Source organism: uncultured Methanobrevibacter sp. (assembly GCF_937898925.1).
In the GTDB taxonomy this organism is placed as follows: Archaea; Methanobacteriota; Methanobacteria; order Methanobacteriales; family Methanobacteriaceae; genus Methanobrevibacter.
In genome coordinates this window covers 1-15,766 of the sequence record NZ_CALDKF010000111.1, presented here as the reverse complement: position 1 = coordinate 15,766, position 15,766 = coordinate 1, and the positions used below count along the sequence as shown (strand labels likewise).

The window sequence follows — 15,766 nt, the reverse complement described above, 5'->3', positions numbered from 1 at the left end:
AAGAATTTTTCAAAACCAAATAATCGATTTTAATTAAATTATCAACTAACTTATAGGATGTTTAAAAATGAAAATAGCTATTGTACTTGGAACAAGGCCAGAAATAATCAAAATGGCTTCCGTCATGGATGAGATTGAAAAGAGTGGCCATGAATTGCTTTTGATTCACACTGGTCAGCACTATGACAAGGAAATGTCTGAAAATTTCTTCATTGACTTGAAATTGCCTACCCCTAACTATAACATTCATGTTGGATCAGGTTCACATGGAAAGCAGACTGGCAAAATGATGGACGGTATTGAAGAGGTTCTCTTAGATGAAAAACCTGATATCCTGCTTGTACAGGGAGATACAAATGCAGTGCTTGCAGGTGCACTTGTTGCAAGCAAATTGCACATTCCAGTAGGTCATGTGGAAGCGGGGCTTCGTTCTTTTGATGAGACTATGCCCGAAGAAATCAACAGGCTTGCTGCAGACATATGTTCCAAACTATACTTTGTTCCAACTGAAGAGTCTGCAATTAACCTTGCTATGGAAGGAATTTCAAGAAAAAGAATATTCATCACAGGAAACACTGTTGTGGATGCATGCTTCAGAAACCTTGAAATATCCAAGAATAGGGAAAAAGATGAATATGATGAAGGTCTTGCAGAGCTTGATATTGATAATATGGAAAACATCCTTACCTTAACAATGCACAGAGCGGAAACAGTTGATGATAAAGAAAGATTAACCAATATCATAGAAGCTTTGGAGGAACTTGATGACATGAACATCATCTTCCCAATTCATCCAAGAACCAAGAAGACAATGGAGAACTTCGGCTTGTTTGATAGATTAAATGACCTCAAACATATTCATATCATAAAACCAGTCGGTTATCTTGACTTCCTTCTTCTCATTTCAAAATCCACAATTATCCTAACAGATTCTGGAGGACTTCAAGAGGAAGCGATCACTCTTGACGTGCCTGCACTTACCTTAAGGTACAATACTGAAAGGCCTGAAACCGTTACTGCAGGTGGAAACATCCTTGTAGGTTCCGATAAGGAAGTCATACTTGAGAATGCAAGAAGAATTTTGGATGATGAAGAGTTTGCAAATAAGATGAAATCAGCTAAAAACCCATATGGAATGGGAAATGCAGCAGAGCTAATGATTAAAATCATAGAAGATGCAGATAAAAATGATAACTTAAAAATGGAAGCTCCTGACGAAGTGATGTCAAGTTTTACAAGGAAGATGAAAGTCATTGATGAGGATATTACTGTGGATGAGTTTGAGAAAAACAACAATTCATTGATTAAGATTGCTTTTGACGGTGAAGAAATTAAATTCCCTTATGATGATTTGAATTTAAATGGATTAACAATTATCTATGAGGATTATGCTAATTAAGGTGGCAATATGCTTGATTTAAAAGATGTGAATGATGATTCAATATTGGTGTTTGAATACTTTACTGCTTCTGGCGTAGAAGATTTATCAATAGTTTCAGAAGCGGTAGAGTTGATAAGATCACTTGTAACTGATTTGAAGGATGAGGATATTTTTGTTTTGCTTGCAAAACAGTTTGAAAACATCTTTGATGACTTTGACTTTGATATAAAAACTGTAGTTATTGAAGAAGCTCTTGACGATTGGATTGAAAGGGAAGCTTATGTATTTGATAGGGCAATGTTCATTGCAGCTGAAAATGACAATAATCTATACAATTTAACTAAATTGCTTGAATCCAAGGATATGAAGGTTTACGGCAGTGACCATTTTGCAGTGAACCTTGCATCTGACAAGTATGAAACCTTTGATTATTTGGCAAATAGAATACCTCAGCCAATGACATATAACATTCTATTGAACAAGAAAACCTATTGGAAAAGGGCTATTCAAATCTTCTTTGACACAATCAATGGTGATTATGGGGAGGGAAGCAATGATAATGCAGTTCCTATAATGCAAAAGCCTAAAGACATTCCTGTATTGGATAATTCTGATAAGGAAGTAGTTAAAGAGAACAAGCTCATCGCAAAGCCACGTTTTGGTGTGGATTGCGATAACATCAAGATAATAGCCTCTAAAAAGGATATTGATGACTTGGAGGAAATTTATGGTGAGGGTTCAAGATTCATCGTTCAGCCTTACATTGAAGGGGACATTTGCAGTGTCTGCTTAATCAGTGACGGCAAGGAAGCGCTTCCTATAAGCTTGAATAAACAGATCGTTGAAATTGATGAAAATGGAGGGGAATATCTTGGAGGATATGTCCCATATGAACATCCTTTGAAGGAAAAAGTCTTTAAGTATGCAAAATTGGCTTGTGAATATGTTCCTGGACTAAAAGGATTTATAGGAATTGATTTTATTATCGATGGTGATTACATTTATCTTTTGGAGATTAACTCAAGGTTCACCACTTCATATGTGGGGCTTCAAAAGATCATAAACATCAATATTGCTAAAACAATCATTGATTTGATTGATAAAAAGATAAGCGTTGAGGATATTGGTGAAATAGCTTATAGTTCTAAAGCAAGTTTCTATAAGAATGATGATGGAATTTTAGAAATAAAATTGGAAAAATAAAAATAATGAAAATAATGATAAATATTAGTTTTTATAATTTATGAATTTTAGAAAAAAAGGGGAATAATTATACTTATTTGGTGATAATGTGAAAGTAGCAGGTTTTGATATCGGTGGTGCAAATACCGATTTAGCAATTGTGGAATATGAAAATGGTGAAATAAAGGATATTCAAACTGTATTTGAATACTTGCCTATGTGGTCTCAAAATGAAAGATTGGGAAATGTCTTATATGATTTGATAGAAAAGATCTGTCCAGTTGATGAGATAGATGCTGTAGGAATTTCCATGACTGCTGAGTTAGTGGATGCATTCGAGACAAAGGCACAAGGGGTGTTAGATATTGCAACCACTTGTGAAAAGCTCTTTGACTGTCCTGTTGCATATATAGGTACAGATAAGGTATTGTCACTTGCTGAGCTTATTGCAAACCCTATTGAAGTTGCAGCTGCAAACTGGATTGCCACTTCACACATTGTTGCTGAAATTGAAAAGGATTGCATTTTTGTAGATACTGGAAGTACAACCACAGACATCATTCCAATCAAGGATGGAAAGGAATGTGCTAAGGGTAGAACCGATTTTGAAAGATCTGCTACTGGTGAGCTTGTCTATACAGGAACCTTAAGAACCAATTTGACAAGCTTTGTTGATTCAATTCCACTCAATGGAGAAACCTATAGGGTTGCTTCTGAACTCTTTGCAATCACTGCAGATGTCTACAATGTCCTTGATTTGATTGAAGATGAAGATTATGTATGCGCTACCTGCGATGGTGCAGGAAAATCCAAGGAAGAGTCTGCAAGAAGAATCTCAAGGGTTGTATGTGCAGATTTGGATATATTGTCAATGGATGACATTAAGGAAATGGCTGATTACATTCACAAGGAGCAAGTAAAGCAGATAGCTGCTGGCCTTAAGGAAGTCTCAGACAGGGAAGGATTGGACAAGGTTATAGTGACTGGTCTTGGAAAGGATATCTTATGTGCTGAGGCAGCTAAATTATTAGGTCTTGATGTTAAATCAATGGGTGACTTCTATAGTGATGATGAATGTACCGTCGCTCCAGCTATAGGCACTGCAATCATGATGAAAAATTACTTGGATTAAGCATTTAGATTTATTTTCTGTATGACATTCTTGGGATATTATGGGTAAAAAGATTAAGATCATCATAATTAGCTTGATAATTATCATTGCAGCTATTTTAGGATTTTTTATTCTAACTGAAGGAAGCAGTGAAATTATTGGTGAGGATAATTTAGGGAGTGTTACCAAGGTCAACTATACTCACTCAGATGATACCACTGTGAAAATTGCAGTTGTTTCAGGTATGCATTCCAGGGAAAAGCTGCATAAGCTCATTCTTCCTCTAGTTTGCAGAGCCTTTGCATTTTCTCATGGTGATGTGGAAGTCATAAACTATCAGATTAAGGTGACAGATTCTCCAGAAGACTTCAATAGAGGCAGAGCCAATGGGGAGACTCTCGTTCATGATTATGTTGTAAACGATGTGGCTGAGTTGGATCCTGATTTGGTCATTATAGGTCATGACCATGAGCCGGGTTATGGGGAAGGATATTATATAGCAACCCCTACTATGGATAACGCATCTGTAGACTTGGCTGAAGAGGTTACTGGTGATATCGGATTTAACTATTATAAGAGAAATAAGACAAGACCTTCAAAAAGCACATCAATCAAAAGGGTAGACACTCCTTTAGTTGAAACAGGAACTCGTGTATTTGTTTATGAAATTCCAGAAACAGATTCAAAAACCATTGCATTCATTGAATCCTATAGGTTGTTGGATGCTTCTTATAATCGTTTGATCAATCAATGAGTGGATGATTTTCATCTCTCTTTAAAAACTTACCCATAAGCTTATATACTTAAATTTATTAATAATTAAAAATATAGTTTTAAATGAAGATAATTAATTCAAATTAGATTAATGAATTAAATTAATTTTGAGGCAAATAATGGAAATTGAAATTTTTAAATTACTGATAGCTATTTTAGGTGCAATTTACTTTATGCTCCCTGCTTACGTTGCTAACCTTAGCGGTCTTGCATTTGGTGGAGGAACACCCGTTGATGGTGGAAAGGAATGCAAGGATGGGCGTAGGATTATTGGTAATGGTGTAACATGGAAAGGCCTAATAAATGGTACAATTCTTGGGACCATCGTTGGAGCAGTATTAGGAATCGTCGGTACCTTTTATGGAGATTTAAGTGTCTTGACTAGTGGGATAATAGATCTTCCAGTTTATGGTAGCATAACCGGTGGTTTAATCTTAGGATTCCTAATGGCTTTCGGTGCATTGTTAGGAGATTTAGTTGGAAGTTTCATAAAAAGAAGGATTGGCCTTCAAAGTGGAGAGCCAGCTCCTATTATGGACCAATTGGATTTCGTAGTAGGTGCATTGATTTTAAGCTTATTGGTCGTTAAGATCAGCTGGGAATTTTTCATTATAGTTGCTGTTTTAACTCTTATTTTGCATTTAGGCTCTAATATGATTGCTTATTTGCTTGGAATTAAGGATGTTTGGTATTAGTTCTGTGTTTATTAGTCCTGTATTAAAGTCCTTTTTTCTATTTTTTAACTATTTTTCTATTTTTGTTTTTTAACTTTTAATCTATCATTACCTTTCTTAATGATTTATTCTATTTTTAAATTATTCATCATCAAAAATATCAACTAATGGCTTTTGCTCATTTGTTTTAATGATTGGAGTTTCCTCTCTTTTTTTACCTTTCTCATCTCGTTTCTTAAATCTCCAACCATATTCCTTAAGCTCTTTTTCACGAACTCCATATTTGTTTGCTACCCATCTTAATCCGTGTTCCTCAACTTCCGATTTGACATCTTCTGGATCGTTGAATGTTATTGGGTCTATGCTTTCGTAATATTCAAGGACTTTTAAAATTCTGTTATTAGGTATGTTATTTGCTTTAATCCATTCACTTAATTTCATGCCATGCACCTAAATTCTTTAAAATATGTTTTCTTAATTATATATTATTTAAACTGATTTATAAAACTTTAATATGGATTTCATTATCTGGTTATATTTTTTGTCATATCATTCAGTGTTTCATTGAATTATTTATCTGTCATTTTTTCAGTTCTTATGCTATTTTATATATTAAGTTTAAATATTAAAAAGGATATATTAAATATATTATGTTAATGTAAGTTTTTTAAAAGCTTAGTTCAGTTTACTATTTTTAGTAATGAGCTTTTTATTAAACTTTTGTTTAGGAATACTAACTTTAAGAATTATATTTACACAGATTATGGATTAAAAAAAAATCAATTGTGGTGAAAAGATGCATATTAAAAATACAACTAGTTTATGTCCTATCTGCCTCAAGCCTTTAGAAGCTGAGGTTTATGAAGAGGACGGTAAAGTCTGGATTAAAAAAGAATGTCCAGAACATGGGGAATTTAATAATACTTATTGGAGTGATGCAGAGTTATACAACAGAATCGATCAAGTTGACTCAATCACTCAAGACTTGGAAAATCCTATGGTGGAGAAAGTTGCAAAATGTCCTTCAAATTGTGGTATCTGTTCAGAGCATGAATCTTACACAGTTTTAGGATTAATTGATGTAACAAACAGATGCAATTTAAAATGCCCTATCTGTTTTGCAAATGCAGCAACTTCCAAGAAATTATTCGAGCCTACTCAAGATGAAATCCGTCAAATGCTCAGGAACTTAAGAAATGAAAAGCCTGTTCCTGCTCCAGCTATTCAATATGCTGGTGGTGAACCTACTGTAAGGAAGGATTTGCCTGATTTAATCAGAATGGCTAGAGAAGAAGGATTTAATCATACTCAAATAGCTACCAATGGTATAAGAATCGCTAAAAAAGAAGGTTATGCTCAAGAATTAAAAGATGCAGGATTAAACACTGTTTACTTGCAATTTGATGGTGTAACTGAAGAGCCTTATTTAATAGCAAGAAGCAAAAACCTATTGGATGTTAAATTGGAAGCTATTGAAAAATGTAGACAAGCAGGTTTAGGTGTTGTAATTGTGCCTACTGTTGTAAAAGGTGTTAATGACCAGCAAGTCGGAGACATTATCAGATTTGCTATTGAAAACATTGATATTATTCATGGTGTCAATTTCCAACCTGTTTCATTCTCTGGAAGAACTCCATCTGACCAAGTTGAAGAGCAAAGAATCACTATTCCTGACTTCTTGAAATTGGTTGATGAACAAACTGAAGGTCAAATCTCCAAAGATGATTTCTATTCAGCTACATCTGTACAACCTGTATCTGAATTCATCGGAGCTTTAAGAAATGAAGAGCCTCCAGTAACCTTAAACTGTCACCAACACTGTGGTTCAGCTACTTACATATTTATTGAAGATGGTAAGATCATTCCTATCACAAGATTCATTGATATTGATAAGTTCTTAGCATTCCTTAACAAATACACTGAAAAATTAGAATCAGGTTCATTTGCGATTAAATCCAGAATTTTTGCAAATGCTGCTAAAAACTTCAATAAAATCTTTAAGGAAGAAGAAGCACCAGCTGGATTGGATATGAAAAAGATCATTTTCGATATCTTTAAAGACCAATCTTATGATGCTTTAGGTGAATTCCATGTAAATTCATTGCTCATTTCCTGTATGCATTTCATGGACCCATTCAACTTCGACACTGATAGGGTAAAAGACTGTGTTATTCACTATGCAGTGCCTGATGGAAGAGTCATTCCATTCTGTACCATGAACTCCATTTACAGACAAGGCATTGAAGATGAATTCTCAGTTCCATTAAATCAGAAAATGACTGAATTCAATGACAAGACTGGAAAAGAAGAGGAAGATGAAGATTAGATAATCTTCATTATTTTTCAACTTTTTTCTATTTTTTTCTTTTTCATTTTCTTTCTATTTTTTAACTATTTTTCTATTTTTAATAATTTTTTATCTGCTATCATTTTTTAATTATTATTCAATTTCCCTATTTTTCCATTATTTTCTATTTTTCATTGTTATCTTTTCTAATTTTATCTAATTTTTATAAAAATTTTTCAATAAGTTTATATAATAAAATTAATATATTAATATTGAAATATTTAAGTTTGTTAAATATTGTAATTTAATTAAAATTATAAGATTTGATAATGGATTTTAGGAGATAAATTGAAATTTTTTTATCTTTTCCATTATTGAATAAGTATTAAAATGGTCGTGAAATTATGATTATTAGAGCACCTTCAAGATTACATATGTCTCTTATTGATTTGAATGGATCATATAAGAGAATTGATGGTGGTATAGGTCTCGCACTTAGCGATCCACAATTTGTTTTAGAAAGTGAAGAAACCAATGAAAAAGGATTTACCTTAGAATTTGCTGATGGCATTAGAGAGGATTCCAGAGAAGAATGTTTAGAAAAGATTCCAAATGCTGCAGAGAAAATTGCAAAGATTTGTGATATTGAATCTGGATTCCATTTTAAAGTTTTAGAAGCTTACCCTGCTCATTCAGGATTAGGTTCCGGTACTCAAATTGCAGTTTGTACCGCTCACTTGATGACTGAAACTGCAGGACTTAAATTTTCAAGCAGAGAATTAAGTACTATGGTTGGAAGAGGAGGAACCTCTGGTATCGGTACTTTTGCACATGATTTAGGTGGATTTATTGTTGATGGAGGACACAGTCTAGAAGAGAAACCTGGATTCTTGCCATCTTCTGCATCTAAAGCAAAACCTGCTACATTGATTGCAAGATATGAGTTCCCTGAAGAATGGAACATTTTGCTTGCTATGCCTGAAGTTGAAGAGCATATGCATGACCAACAGGAAGTAAATGTTTTCCAAACATACTGCCCTATCCCAAAAACTGAAGTGGAACAGGTTTCCCATTTAATCTTAATGAACTTGCTTCCATTCTTGCTTGAAAAGGACATTGTTAACTTCGGTTGGGCAATTAAGGAACTTCAAAAAGTTGGTTTCAATAAGCTTGAACACAGTTTAGACCCACATTACTTGCCTACTATGCAAGCACTTGATGATGCGGGAGCTTATGGTACTGGTATCAGTTCATTCGGCCCTACCTTATACACTGTCTTCGATGATGACAATAAGGATATCGTGAAGGCTGCAGAAGAGATTGTAGGTAAGGATAAGGTAAAAGTAACCAAAGCGCAAAACCACGGTTATGTAATTGAAAAATAGTTTTAAAATCTAACTATTTTTTTTATTTTTTAAATTACTTTTTTGAATTTTATTAAAAATTTTATATATGTAGTGAATACTATGGCTGAAATTAAAGGAAAGGTTTGGAATTTTGGAGATAACATTGACACAGATGTCATCATTCCTGGAAGATATTTAAGAACATTCAATCCAAAGGATTTGGCAGAACATGTTCTTGAAGGAGAAAGAGCAGATTTCACCAAAAATGTAAAGCAAGGTGACTTGATTCTTGCTGGTGAAAACTTTGGCTGCGGTTCTTCAAGGGAACAGGCTCCAGTAGCTATCAAGGCAGCAGGAGTTGAAGCGATCATTGCAAAATCATTTGCACGTATCTTCTATAGAAATGCAATCAACATAGGTCTTCCTGTTGTGGTTGCAGACATTGAAGCAGATGATGGTGATATTGTATCTGTTGATTTGGAGCAAGGAATCATTGTCAATGAAACTAAAAACATTGAAGTTGAATTCCAAGCTTTTGAAGAATTCATGATAAATATATTGTCTGATGGTGGTCTAGTTAAACATTATTTAAAAGAAAAAGAATAAGTTCAATTAAATTGTTTGGTTATTTATTTAAATTAGTGTTGTTATAGTAAACTATTTATTAAATTAATCAAACTTTTATTTTAAATGCCATCATTTTGGAATATATTTTTTCTTTTATTTTTTTATGGAAATTTTTTTAAGAAATATGTTTTTTCATATTTTTTTTAATGATTTTTTAAAATTAATTTTTTAAGATTAATTATAATCAATACATAAGTTTATAATTAACTTAATCTATAATATTATAATAATCAATTAAATTTATTAATTAAAATTAATGACATAGCTATTTTTGATTGTTTTCTTAATTTTTCAAGTCATGAAAAATTAATATGTTTTAATTTATTATTTTTATTGAGATTTAAATTTAGATTGATTTTTAGCTATGTTTATAATTTGTTATGTAACAGAAGATAGTGAGGTGAAAATATGGTTTGTCCAGTTTGCGGATCTGATGAAGCAATCATCCTAAAGAATAAGCTTATCAAGGGTAAAAATAAGGAAATCAGAGAATTCCTATTGAAATGTGATGAATGCGGATCTGTTTATAATGAAAGAATTTCTCAGGATAACCCAAAACCATTTAGATTAATCATTAGTGAACATGAAGATACTCATAAGATATTCATTGACTTATTCCCTGATGAACAACTTGCTGTTGGGGATTTCTTAATGTCCGAGCTTGGAAAAGTGAAGATCACTTCTTTAGAGCTTGAAGGAGAAAAGAGAGTTAAGAAAGCTATTGCTCGTGATGTAAAGACCATTTGGGCGTCATCTGAAGAGATTCCTGCACGTTTTGGAGTTTCCATTGACTTGCATGGAAAAGTCGCTTCATTCAAATGTGAAACAGAACGTGACTTCAAGATAGCTGTTGACGATATTCTCAAGATTGACAAGTATGTTGCAAGAGTACATGTAATCAAGACAGAAGAGAGAAAAACCACTAAAGGTTATGCTAAGGCAAAAGTCATTAAAAGGGTTTATGCAAAACCTGTTAAGTTCAATCATTTTGATTATGATTTAACCAAATACATTGTTCAGGCAAAGCCTTTGAATAAACATAAAAGTTAATTTAACGACAATTTAAAACAATTTAAAATTTTCTATTGGGATGATATATTCAATCCCCTATAATCTATTTTTATTTTTAGAGGATAATATGAAAGTATTTATAGAAACTTACGGATGCACATTCAATCAAGCCGATTCTGAAATTATGGCAGGTATCTTAAATGCCAATTCCATTGATATTGTAGATAATCAAGAGGAAGCGGATGCAATTATTGTAAACACCTGTTATGTAAAATTGCCTACAGAAAGCAAGGTGATAAATAGAATCAAAAAGCTTCAAAATGAATTTCCAGATAAGGAAATCATTGTTGCGGGATGTATGGTTGAGGTGGATCCTAAGAAGCTTGATGCGATTGGACCTAACTGCTCTTGGATTGGCCCTCACCAATTGAACAAGACTGCTGATGTTGTCAAGTCAGCTATTGCTGGGGAGGTTTCCAGAGAGTTTGGCTTTTCAGATGAGCCTAAGGTTTGTGTTCCTAAAATACGTCAAGACCCATATGTTCATGTTATCCAAATCTGTGAAGGTTGCTTAGGCGCCTGCAGTTACTGCTGCACTCGCTTTGCAAGAGGACATCTAAACAGTTACCCTATTGCAGATATTGTAAAGGAAGCTAAACAAGCTATTGAAGATGGCTGTGTTGAAATTGAGCTTACCGCTCAAGACACTTCTGCATTTGGTAAGGATACTGGTGAAAACTTATCTGACTTGATCAAGGAAGTGGCTAGTTTAGATGGTGATTTCAAAGTGCGTGTTGGAATGATGCACCCTAAGAACATAGGAAATGACCTTGAGAATCTGATTGATGCATTTAAGATGGAAAAGGTATATAATTTCATCCATTTGCCTATTCAATCTGGCAGTGATGCAGTATTGAAGCATATGAGAAGAAATCATACAGTTGAGGATTACAAGAAAATTGTTTATAGGTTCAAGGAGGAAATTCCAAACCTTACATTAGCTACAGATATAATTATAGGTTATCCTACAGAAACCGAAGAAGATTTCTTGATGACTGCAGACTTGATTGAAGAGATCAAATTCAATCTGATTCATTTATCCAAGTATCAGCATAGGGAAGGTGCAAGTTCATCTGATCTTCCAAATATTCCATTTGAAGACATGAAGAGAAGATCCAAAATTCTCTCGGATATTAAATTTGGAATCATTGAAGAGGAAAACAAATGCCTAAAGGGTCAGGAATTAAATGCATTGGTCGTTGGAAAAGGTTCTAAAGGCGGTTTCATTGCAAAAACAGATTCCTATATTCCAGTGGTTGTTCAGGATGTTGAATTGGGTGAATTTATAAAAGTTCATATTGATGAGACAACTGGAACTTATTTGATTGGCCATAAAATTTAATTGTTTTTTGGTTTTTTGTTTAATATTTAGATAATTATTTTCTCATTTTTTATTTGTTTGCTGATTTTTTAAAATTATTTTTAAAAATTTTTTCTTTTATTTTTTTCTTATTTTCCTTTTATTAAATGAATAATTCCTTAATTATTTTTTTAAGGATTTTTTTCAAATTATCATTGCTTTTACTCTAAAATTTTCATTATTTTCCTATTTGGAAAATTCTTAGAAAATTTAGATAAAAAACTCTTTTAAAATTGATTATTTTTTGAAATAACTTTTAATTTAACTTGTATTTTTATTTTAAAGACTAATCTATCTTTTATATTGCTTTTAAAGAAAAATTTCTTTTATTGCTTTTTTTAAAGACTATTTGTTATTTATTTGCTAAAATAAAGATATTTGGCTTTTTATTTAAAGAATTAAGAGTTTTTAAAAGGTTTAATTTTTAAGAGTTCTATGGCTTTAAAATATCCATTTTTCATATATTTTTTATTAAATTTTTTTAATAAGTTTTAATATTTCTCATTATTAGAAAATCTATATTTTTATAACTATTTTTTGGATAATAAGTGATTTAATGGCCTTAAAAAAACAAAACATTTATATACTAGGTAAAACACACTTTCAATTGGAGGTGAAAATATGAGTGAATTACCAATCGCACCTGTCGGTCGTATCTTAAAAAATGCTGGCGCACAAAGAATTAGTGATGATGCAAAAGTTGCATTAGCTGAAGCTCTTGAAGAAAAAGGTGACGAATTAGCTAAAAAAGCAGTTAATTTCGCACGCCACGCTGGTAGAAAAACCGTAAAAGCTGAAGATATCAAATTAGCAATCAAATAATTTTGTTATCTCTAGTTTTTAACTGTTAACTATTGGCCAAGATCTTTATTGGCCAATTATTTTTTTTTAAATTTTTATCTATTTTTATCTATTTCTTATAATTTTTTAACTATTTATTTTGCTATTTTTCCTACTTATATGCTATTTTGTTTCATATTATTATTTCTTCAATTAATTTTTCCATTAAGTTTATAAGTAATTATTTACATATCTTAATATGTCTATCATTTTAGAAGATAGGCTCTAGACATCGGTATTTTAGATTTTCGTTAATAAAAAGAGTGATTTTTAAAAAGGAATTTTCCAATTTAAATTTCAAAATATCTTGATTTAGAAACATTTATATATAATTATAAACATATTTTAATGAGTAAGAAGGACCGGTGGTCTAGGGGTATGATACCGCCTTGACATGGCGGTGATCACGAGTTCGAATCTCGTTCGGTCCATTTGCCGTAGTAGTTCAGTTGGGAGAACGCCAGACTGAAGATCTGGATGTCGCTGGTTCAAGTCCGGCCTACGGCACTTTTTTTATCCAAGAATATTTAGTTTTATTCTATACGAACTATTTTTAAAAAGAAAAAAATAATAAATTATGAAAATTTATTATATGAGTCTTGGACCTGTTTTTTGATTAGGATCCACTTTCTGATTATCGAGCACATGATTGAGTTGATCCATAATGATGTGTCCAGAAGATGTTCCAATCTTGGTTACCCCTGCAGCTAAAACGTTATTTGCTAATTTATAGTTGTCTATTCCTCCAGCTGCTTTCATGTCAAGATGAGGAGCATTCTTTTTCATGATTCTTAGGCTTTCCATTAAAGAGTGGAAATGCTGTTTTCCATTGAATCCGCTTGAGGTTTTAACGAAATCTGCTCCACCTTCTTCACACATTCTGGAAGCTCCTGCCATTTCATCTTCATTGAGAAGTGGGTTTTCAATAATTACCTTAAGAATGTGGTCTCCGATGGCATCTTTCACTGCTCTGATATCATTTTTAACGTATTCAAAGTCACGTTCTTTAATTGATGGGATATTTGCCATCATATCAATTTCATCTGCACCGTCTGCAATTGCAGCTTTAGCTTCTGCAACTTTTCCTTCAGTGTTTCCAGCTCCTAATGGGAAGTCAATTACAGTTACCACTTTCATGTCAGTGTCTTTCAATTCTTCTTTTGCCAATTTAACAAAATGAGGTAAAACTACAACTGCATAAAAAGGATATTCCTTAGCTTTTGCGAAGAATGCTTTCATTTCTTCAACGGTTGCAGTATTATCTAAATGAGTAAATTCAATAGCTTTTGCTAGTTTTTCAGCTTTGTTGATCATTTAAGTCATCTCCCTATTTTTAAAACGATTCTAATCTCCAATAGATATAATTTAATAATTATTTAATATTTGATTAAATTTTAATCTCCAATAAATATAATAATTTATGAATTCTAATTCAAGAATTTTCTATTTTAATTCATGAATTAGGATTAAATCAATATTAGTTTTATATGTATATAATAGTTAGTTTAACTTCAAACTATATAATACTTTTGACTTGTCTGATTGTTTCAATTTTTGATATTTTTTTAATAAAACAAATATTGAAACTATTATTTATACTAATTTTTTAGCCATATAAGGACCTTTACGTTCATAACCGAATTTACGGTAATAATTTCTGGCTCCAATTCCGCTAATGATTAAAAGCTCTTCCTTGTTCTGGTCAATGCTTATCTCTTCAGCACGCTTCAATAGCTTTTCACCAAATCCAGTGTGCTGTCCTATATTGTTGCCTTTCTGACCGATTTTTATCATGTTTCCATAAACATGCAATTCACGCACAATAGCTGTTTTATCATCAATCTCTTCTCTATGTGCTTTTTCAGAAGGCATTCTTAATCTTAGGAATCCTGCAAGGGTCTCTTCATTCTTATCTTCAATGGATAGGAAGTGTTCCCTTCCTTCTGTTGCAATATAATCCTCTTCAAATAATTTATAATCGTCAATGGAATACTTTTCCTTGGTCTTTTTATGGCCTATTTCCCTGCATCTAATGCATTGGCAATTGATTTTCTCTTCTTCAAGACGATTGTAGACCAGTTCCCCAAGGTTTGATTTCTTAACCCCGTCTTCAATTAATGTGGATGGAATATCCCTTTGGATTCTCATGGTCCTTACCCATTTCGGCAAGATCTTTTTGATTTGAACTATCAAATCAACAGCCTCTTCATCGCTATATGGTCTGTATTTTCCTTCTTTCCATAATTTGTGAAGTTCACTTCCATCTGTAACAAGGCAAGGATAAATCTTAAGCATATCCGGCTTGAAGTTCTCATTTGTAAAAATGGTTTTAAACATTTCCAAATCTTTCTCTGGGCATTGCTCTATTCTAGGTTCATCCCTTGCAAGAGGGAAAAGCCCAGGCATCATGTGCATAGCCACTTTCACTCCAGAATCCCTTAGAATCCTGTTTGCTTCAATGACATCCTCAACTGTATGCCCTCTTTTGATCTTTTCATAGATGTGATTATGAATGGTTTGAACACCTAATTCAACCCTTGTAACTCCCATATTCAACATTCTGTCAACATGAGGTTCCTTACAGTAGTCTGGTCTGGTTTCAAAGGTCATTCCAATGCATCTAACTTTAGAGCTTTCGTTTATTCTTTGAATGTCATCTATAAGCACATAATCATTTGGCGGATATGTTTTAAGGGCATTGTTGCTATATGGAGGATACTTTAAAAGGTCTTCCTTATTGAATGATTCAATATCTCCAATTTCACTTATGTTTTCAAGAATCACTCCAAAGTCGCTCATTGCCTTTAGGCATTGTGAAACGAACCATTCCTGATAGCATATGTCCTTTGAAGGGAATGTTCCGCCCATAATGATGAGTTCAACCTTATCGATTGGATGGCCTACCTTGTGCAATTGCTTAAGACGGTTGTAGCACTGGACATATGGGTGGAACTTGAACATTCTTCCTCTAAGTGCTGCAGGTTCCTCTCCAGTATAGCTTGGAGGTGCAATATCACTTTCAGGGCAGTAATAGCATCTTCCATGAGGGCATTTGTGCGGATGGCACATGACAGCCACAATGGCAACTCCGGACATTGTTCTGGTTGGCTTCT

At 33.0% G+C, this 15,766-nt stretch carries 14 protein-coding genes and 2 tRNA genes; 13 read left to right on the top strand and 3 right to left on the bottom strand.

The window, feature by feature from the left end; all coding sequences use genetic code 11:
- Positions 1-67 precede the first annotated feature (67 nt).
- The 5 genes from wecB (at position 68) to Q0409_RS09165 (ending at position 5,143) form a co-directional block, all read left to right on the top strand.
- Positions 68-1,399, top strand: a complete 1,332-nt coding sequence (gene wecB / locus Q0409_RS09185; protein WP_298537365.1) for a non-hydrolyzing UDP-N-acetylglucosamine 2-epimerase — start codon at positions 68-70, stop codon at positions 1,397-1,399.
- A 9-nt stretch (positions 1,400-1,408) separates the two neighbouring features.
- Positions 1,409-2,584, top strand: a complete 1,176-nt coding sequence (locus tag Q0409_RS09180; RefSeq protein WP_298537363.1) for an ATP-grasp domain-containing protein — start codon at positions 1,409-1,411, stop codon at positions 2,582-2,584.
- Between the two features lie 88 nt (positions 2,585-2,672).
- Positions 2,673-3,695: a hydantoinase/oxoprolinase family protein gene (locus Q0409_RS09175; RefSeq protein WP_298537359.1), complete on the top strand. Its 1,023-nt coding sequence runs from the start codon at positions 2,673-2,675 to the stop codon at positions 3,693-3,695.
- A 40-nt stretch (positions 3,696-3,735) separates the two neighbouring features.
- A complete protein-coding gene (locus tag Q0409_RS09170) occupies positions 3,736-4,428 on the top strand; it encodes a hypothetical protein (RefSeq protein WP_298537356.1) in 693 nt (230 codons plus the stop codon).
- Positions 4,429-4,567: 139 nt separating this feature from the next.
- Complete coding sequence (locus Q0409_RS09165; RefSeq protein WP_298537353.1) at positions 4,568-5,143, top strand: CDP-2,3-bis-(O-geranylgeranyl)-sn-glycerol synthase; 576 nt, start codon at positions 4,568-4,570, stop codon at positions 5,141-5,143.
- 120 nt (positions 5,144-5,263) lie between these two features.
- Here the strand turns inward: Q0409_RS09165 and Q0409_RS09160 are convergent, their stop codons facing one another.
- Positions 5,264-5,563 carry a hypothetical protein gene (locus Q0409_RS09160; protein ID WP_295606303.1) on the bottom strand — a complete coding sequence of 100 codons (300 nt, stop codon included), beginning with the start codon at positions 5,561-5,563 and terminating at the stop codon, positions 5,264-5,266.
- Positions 5,564-5,918: 355 nt separating this feature from the next.
- On the opposite strand from Q0409_RS09160, the gene tes reads away from it, so the two are divergent.
- The 8 genes from tes to Q0409_RS09120 all read left to right on the top strand — a co-directional run bounded on the left by tes (position 5,919) and on the right by Q0409_RS09120 (position 13,160).
- A complete protein-coding gene (tes, locus tag Q0409_RS09155; RefSeq protein ID WP_298537350.1) occupies positions 5,919-7,448 on the top strand; it encodes a tetraether lipid synthase Tes in 1,530 nt (509 codons plus the stop codon).
- 365 nt (positions 7,449-7,813) lie between these two features.
- Complete coding sequence (locus Q0409_RS09150; protein ID WP_298537347.1) at positions 7,814-8,794, top strand: beta-ribofuranosylaminobenzene 5'-phosphate synthase; 981 nt, start codon at positions 7,814-7,816, stop codon at positions 8,792-8,794.
- Between the two features lie 81 nt (positions 8,795-8,875).
- Positions 8,876-9,361, top strand: a complete 486-nt coding sequence (hacB, locus tag Q0409_RS09145; protein WP_298537344.1) for a homoaconitase small subunit — start codon at positions 8,876-8,878, stop codon at positions 9,359-9,361.
- 429 nt (positions 9,362-9,790) lie between these two features.
- Complete coding sequence (locus Q0409_RS09140) at positions 9,791-10,432, top strand: HVO_0476 family zinc finger protein (protein WP_298537341.1); 642 nt, start codon at positions 9,791-9,793, stop codon at positions 10,430-10,432.
- 88 nt (positions 10,433-10,520) lie between these two features.
- On the top strand, positions 10,521-11,795 hold the full coding sequence (locus tag Q0409_RS09135; protein WP_298537338.1) for a tRNA (N(6)-L-threonylcarbamoyladenosine(37)-C(2))-methylthiotransferase: 1,275 nt from the start codon (positions 10,521-10,523) through the stop codon (positions 11,793-11,795).
- Positions 11,796-12,434: 639 nt separating this feature from the next.
- A complete protein-coding gene (locus Q0409_RS09130) occupies positions 12,435-12,635 on the top strand; it encodes a histone family protein (protein ID WP_012956484.1) in 201 nt (66 codons plus the stop codon).
- A 377-nt stretch (positions 12,636-13,012) separates the two neighbouring features.
- Positions 13,013-13,084, top strand: a tRNA-Val gene (locus tag Q0409_RS09125).
- A 3-nt stretch (positions 13,085-13,087) separates the two neighbouring features.
- Positions 13,088-13,160 (top strand) — tRNA-Phe (locus Q0409_RS09120).
- Positions 13,161-13,241: 81 nt separating this feature from the next.
- Here the strand turns inward: Q0409_RS09120 and deoC are convergent.
- Both deoC and Q0409_RS09110 read right to left on the bottom strand, forming a co-directional pair.
- The gene (gene deoC / locus Q0409_RS09115; RefSeq protein WP_298537334.1) at positions 13,242-13,967 is read right to left on the bottom strand and encodes a deoxyribose-phosphate aldolase; all 726 of its coding nucleotides are present in this window, start codon (positions 13,965-13,967) and stop codon (positions 13,242-13,244) included.
- A gap of 279 nt (positions 13,968-14,246) precedes the next feature.
- Positions 14,247-15,766: tRNA uridine(34) 5-carboxymethylaminomethyl modification radical SAM/GNAT enzyme Elp3 (locus Q0409_RS09110; protein ID WP_298537331.1), on the bottom strand; the 1,520-nt coding region annotated here is incomplete at its 5' end.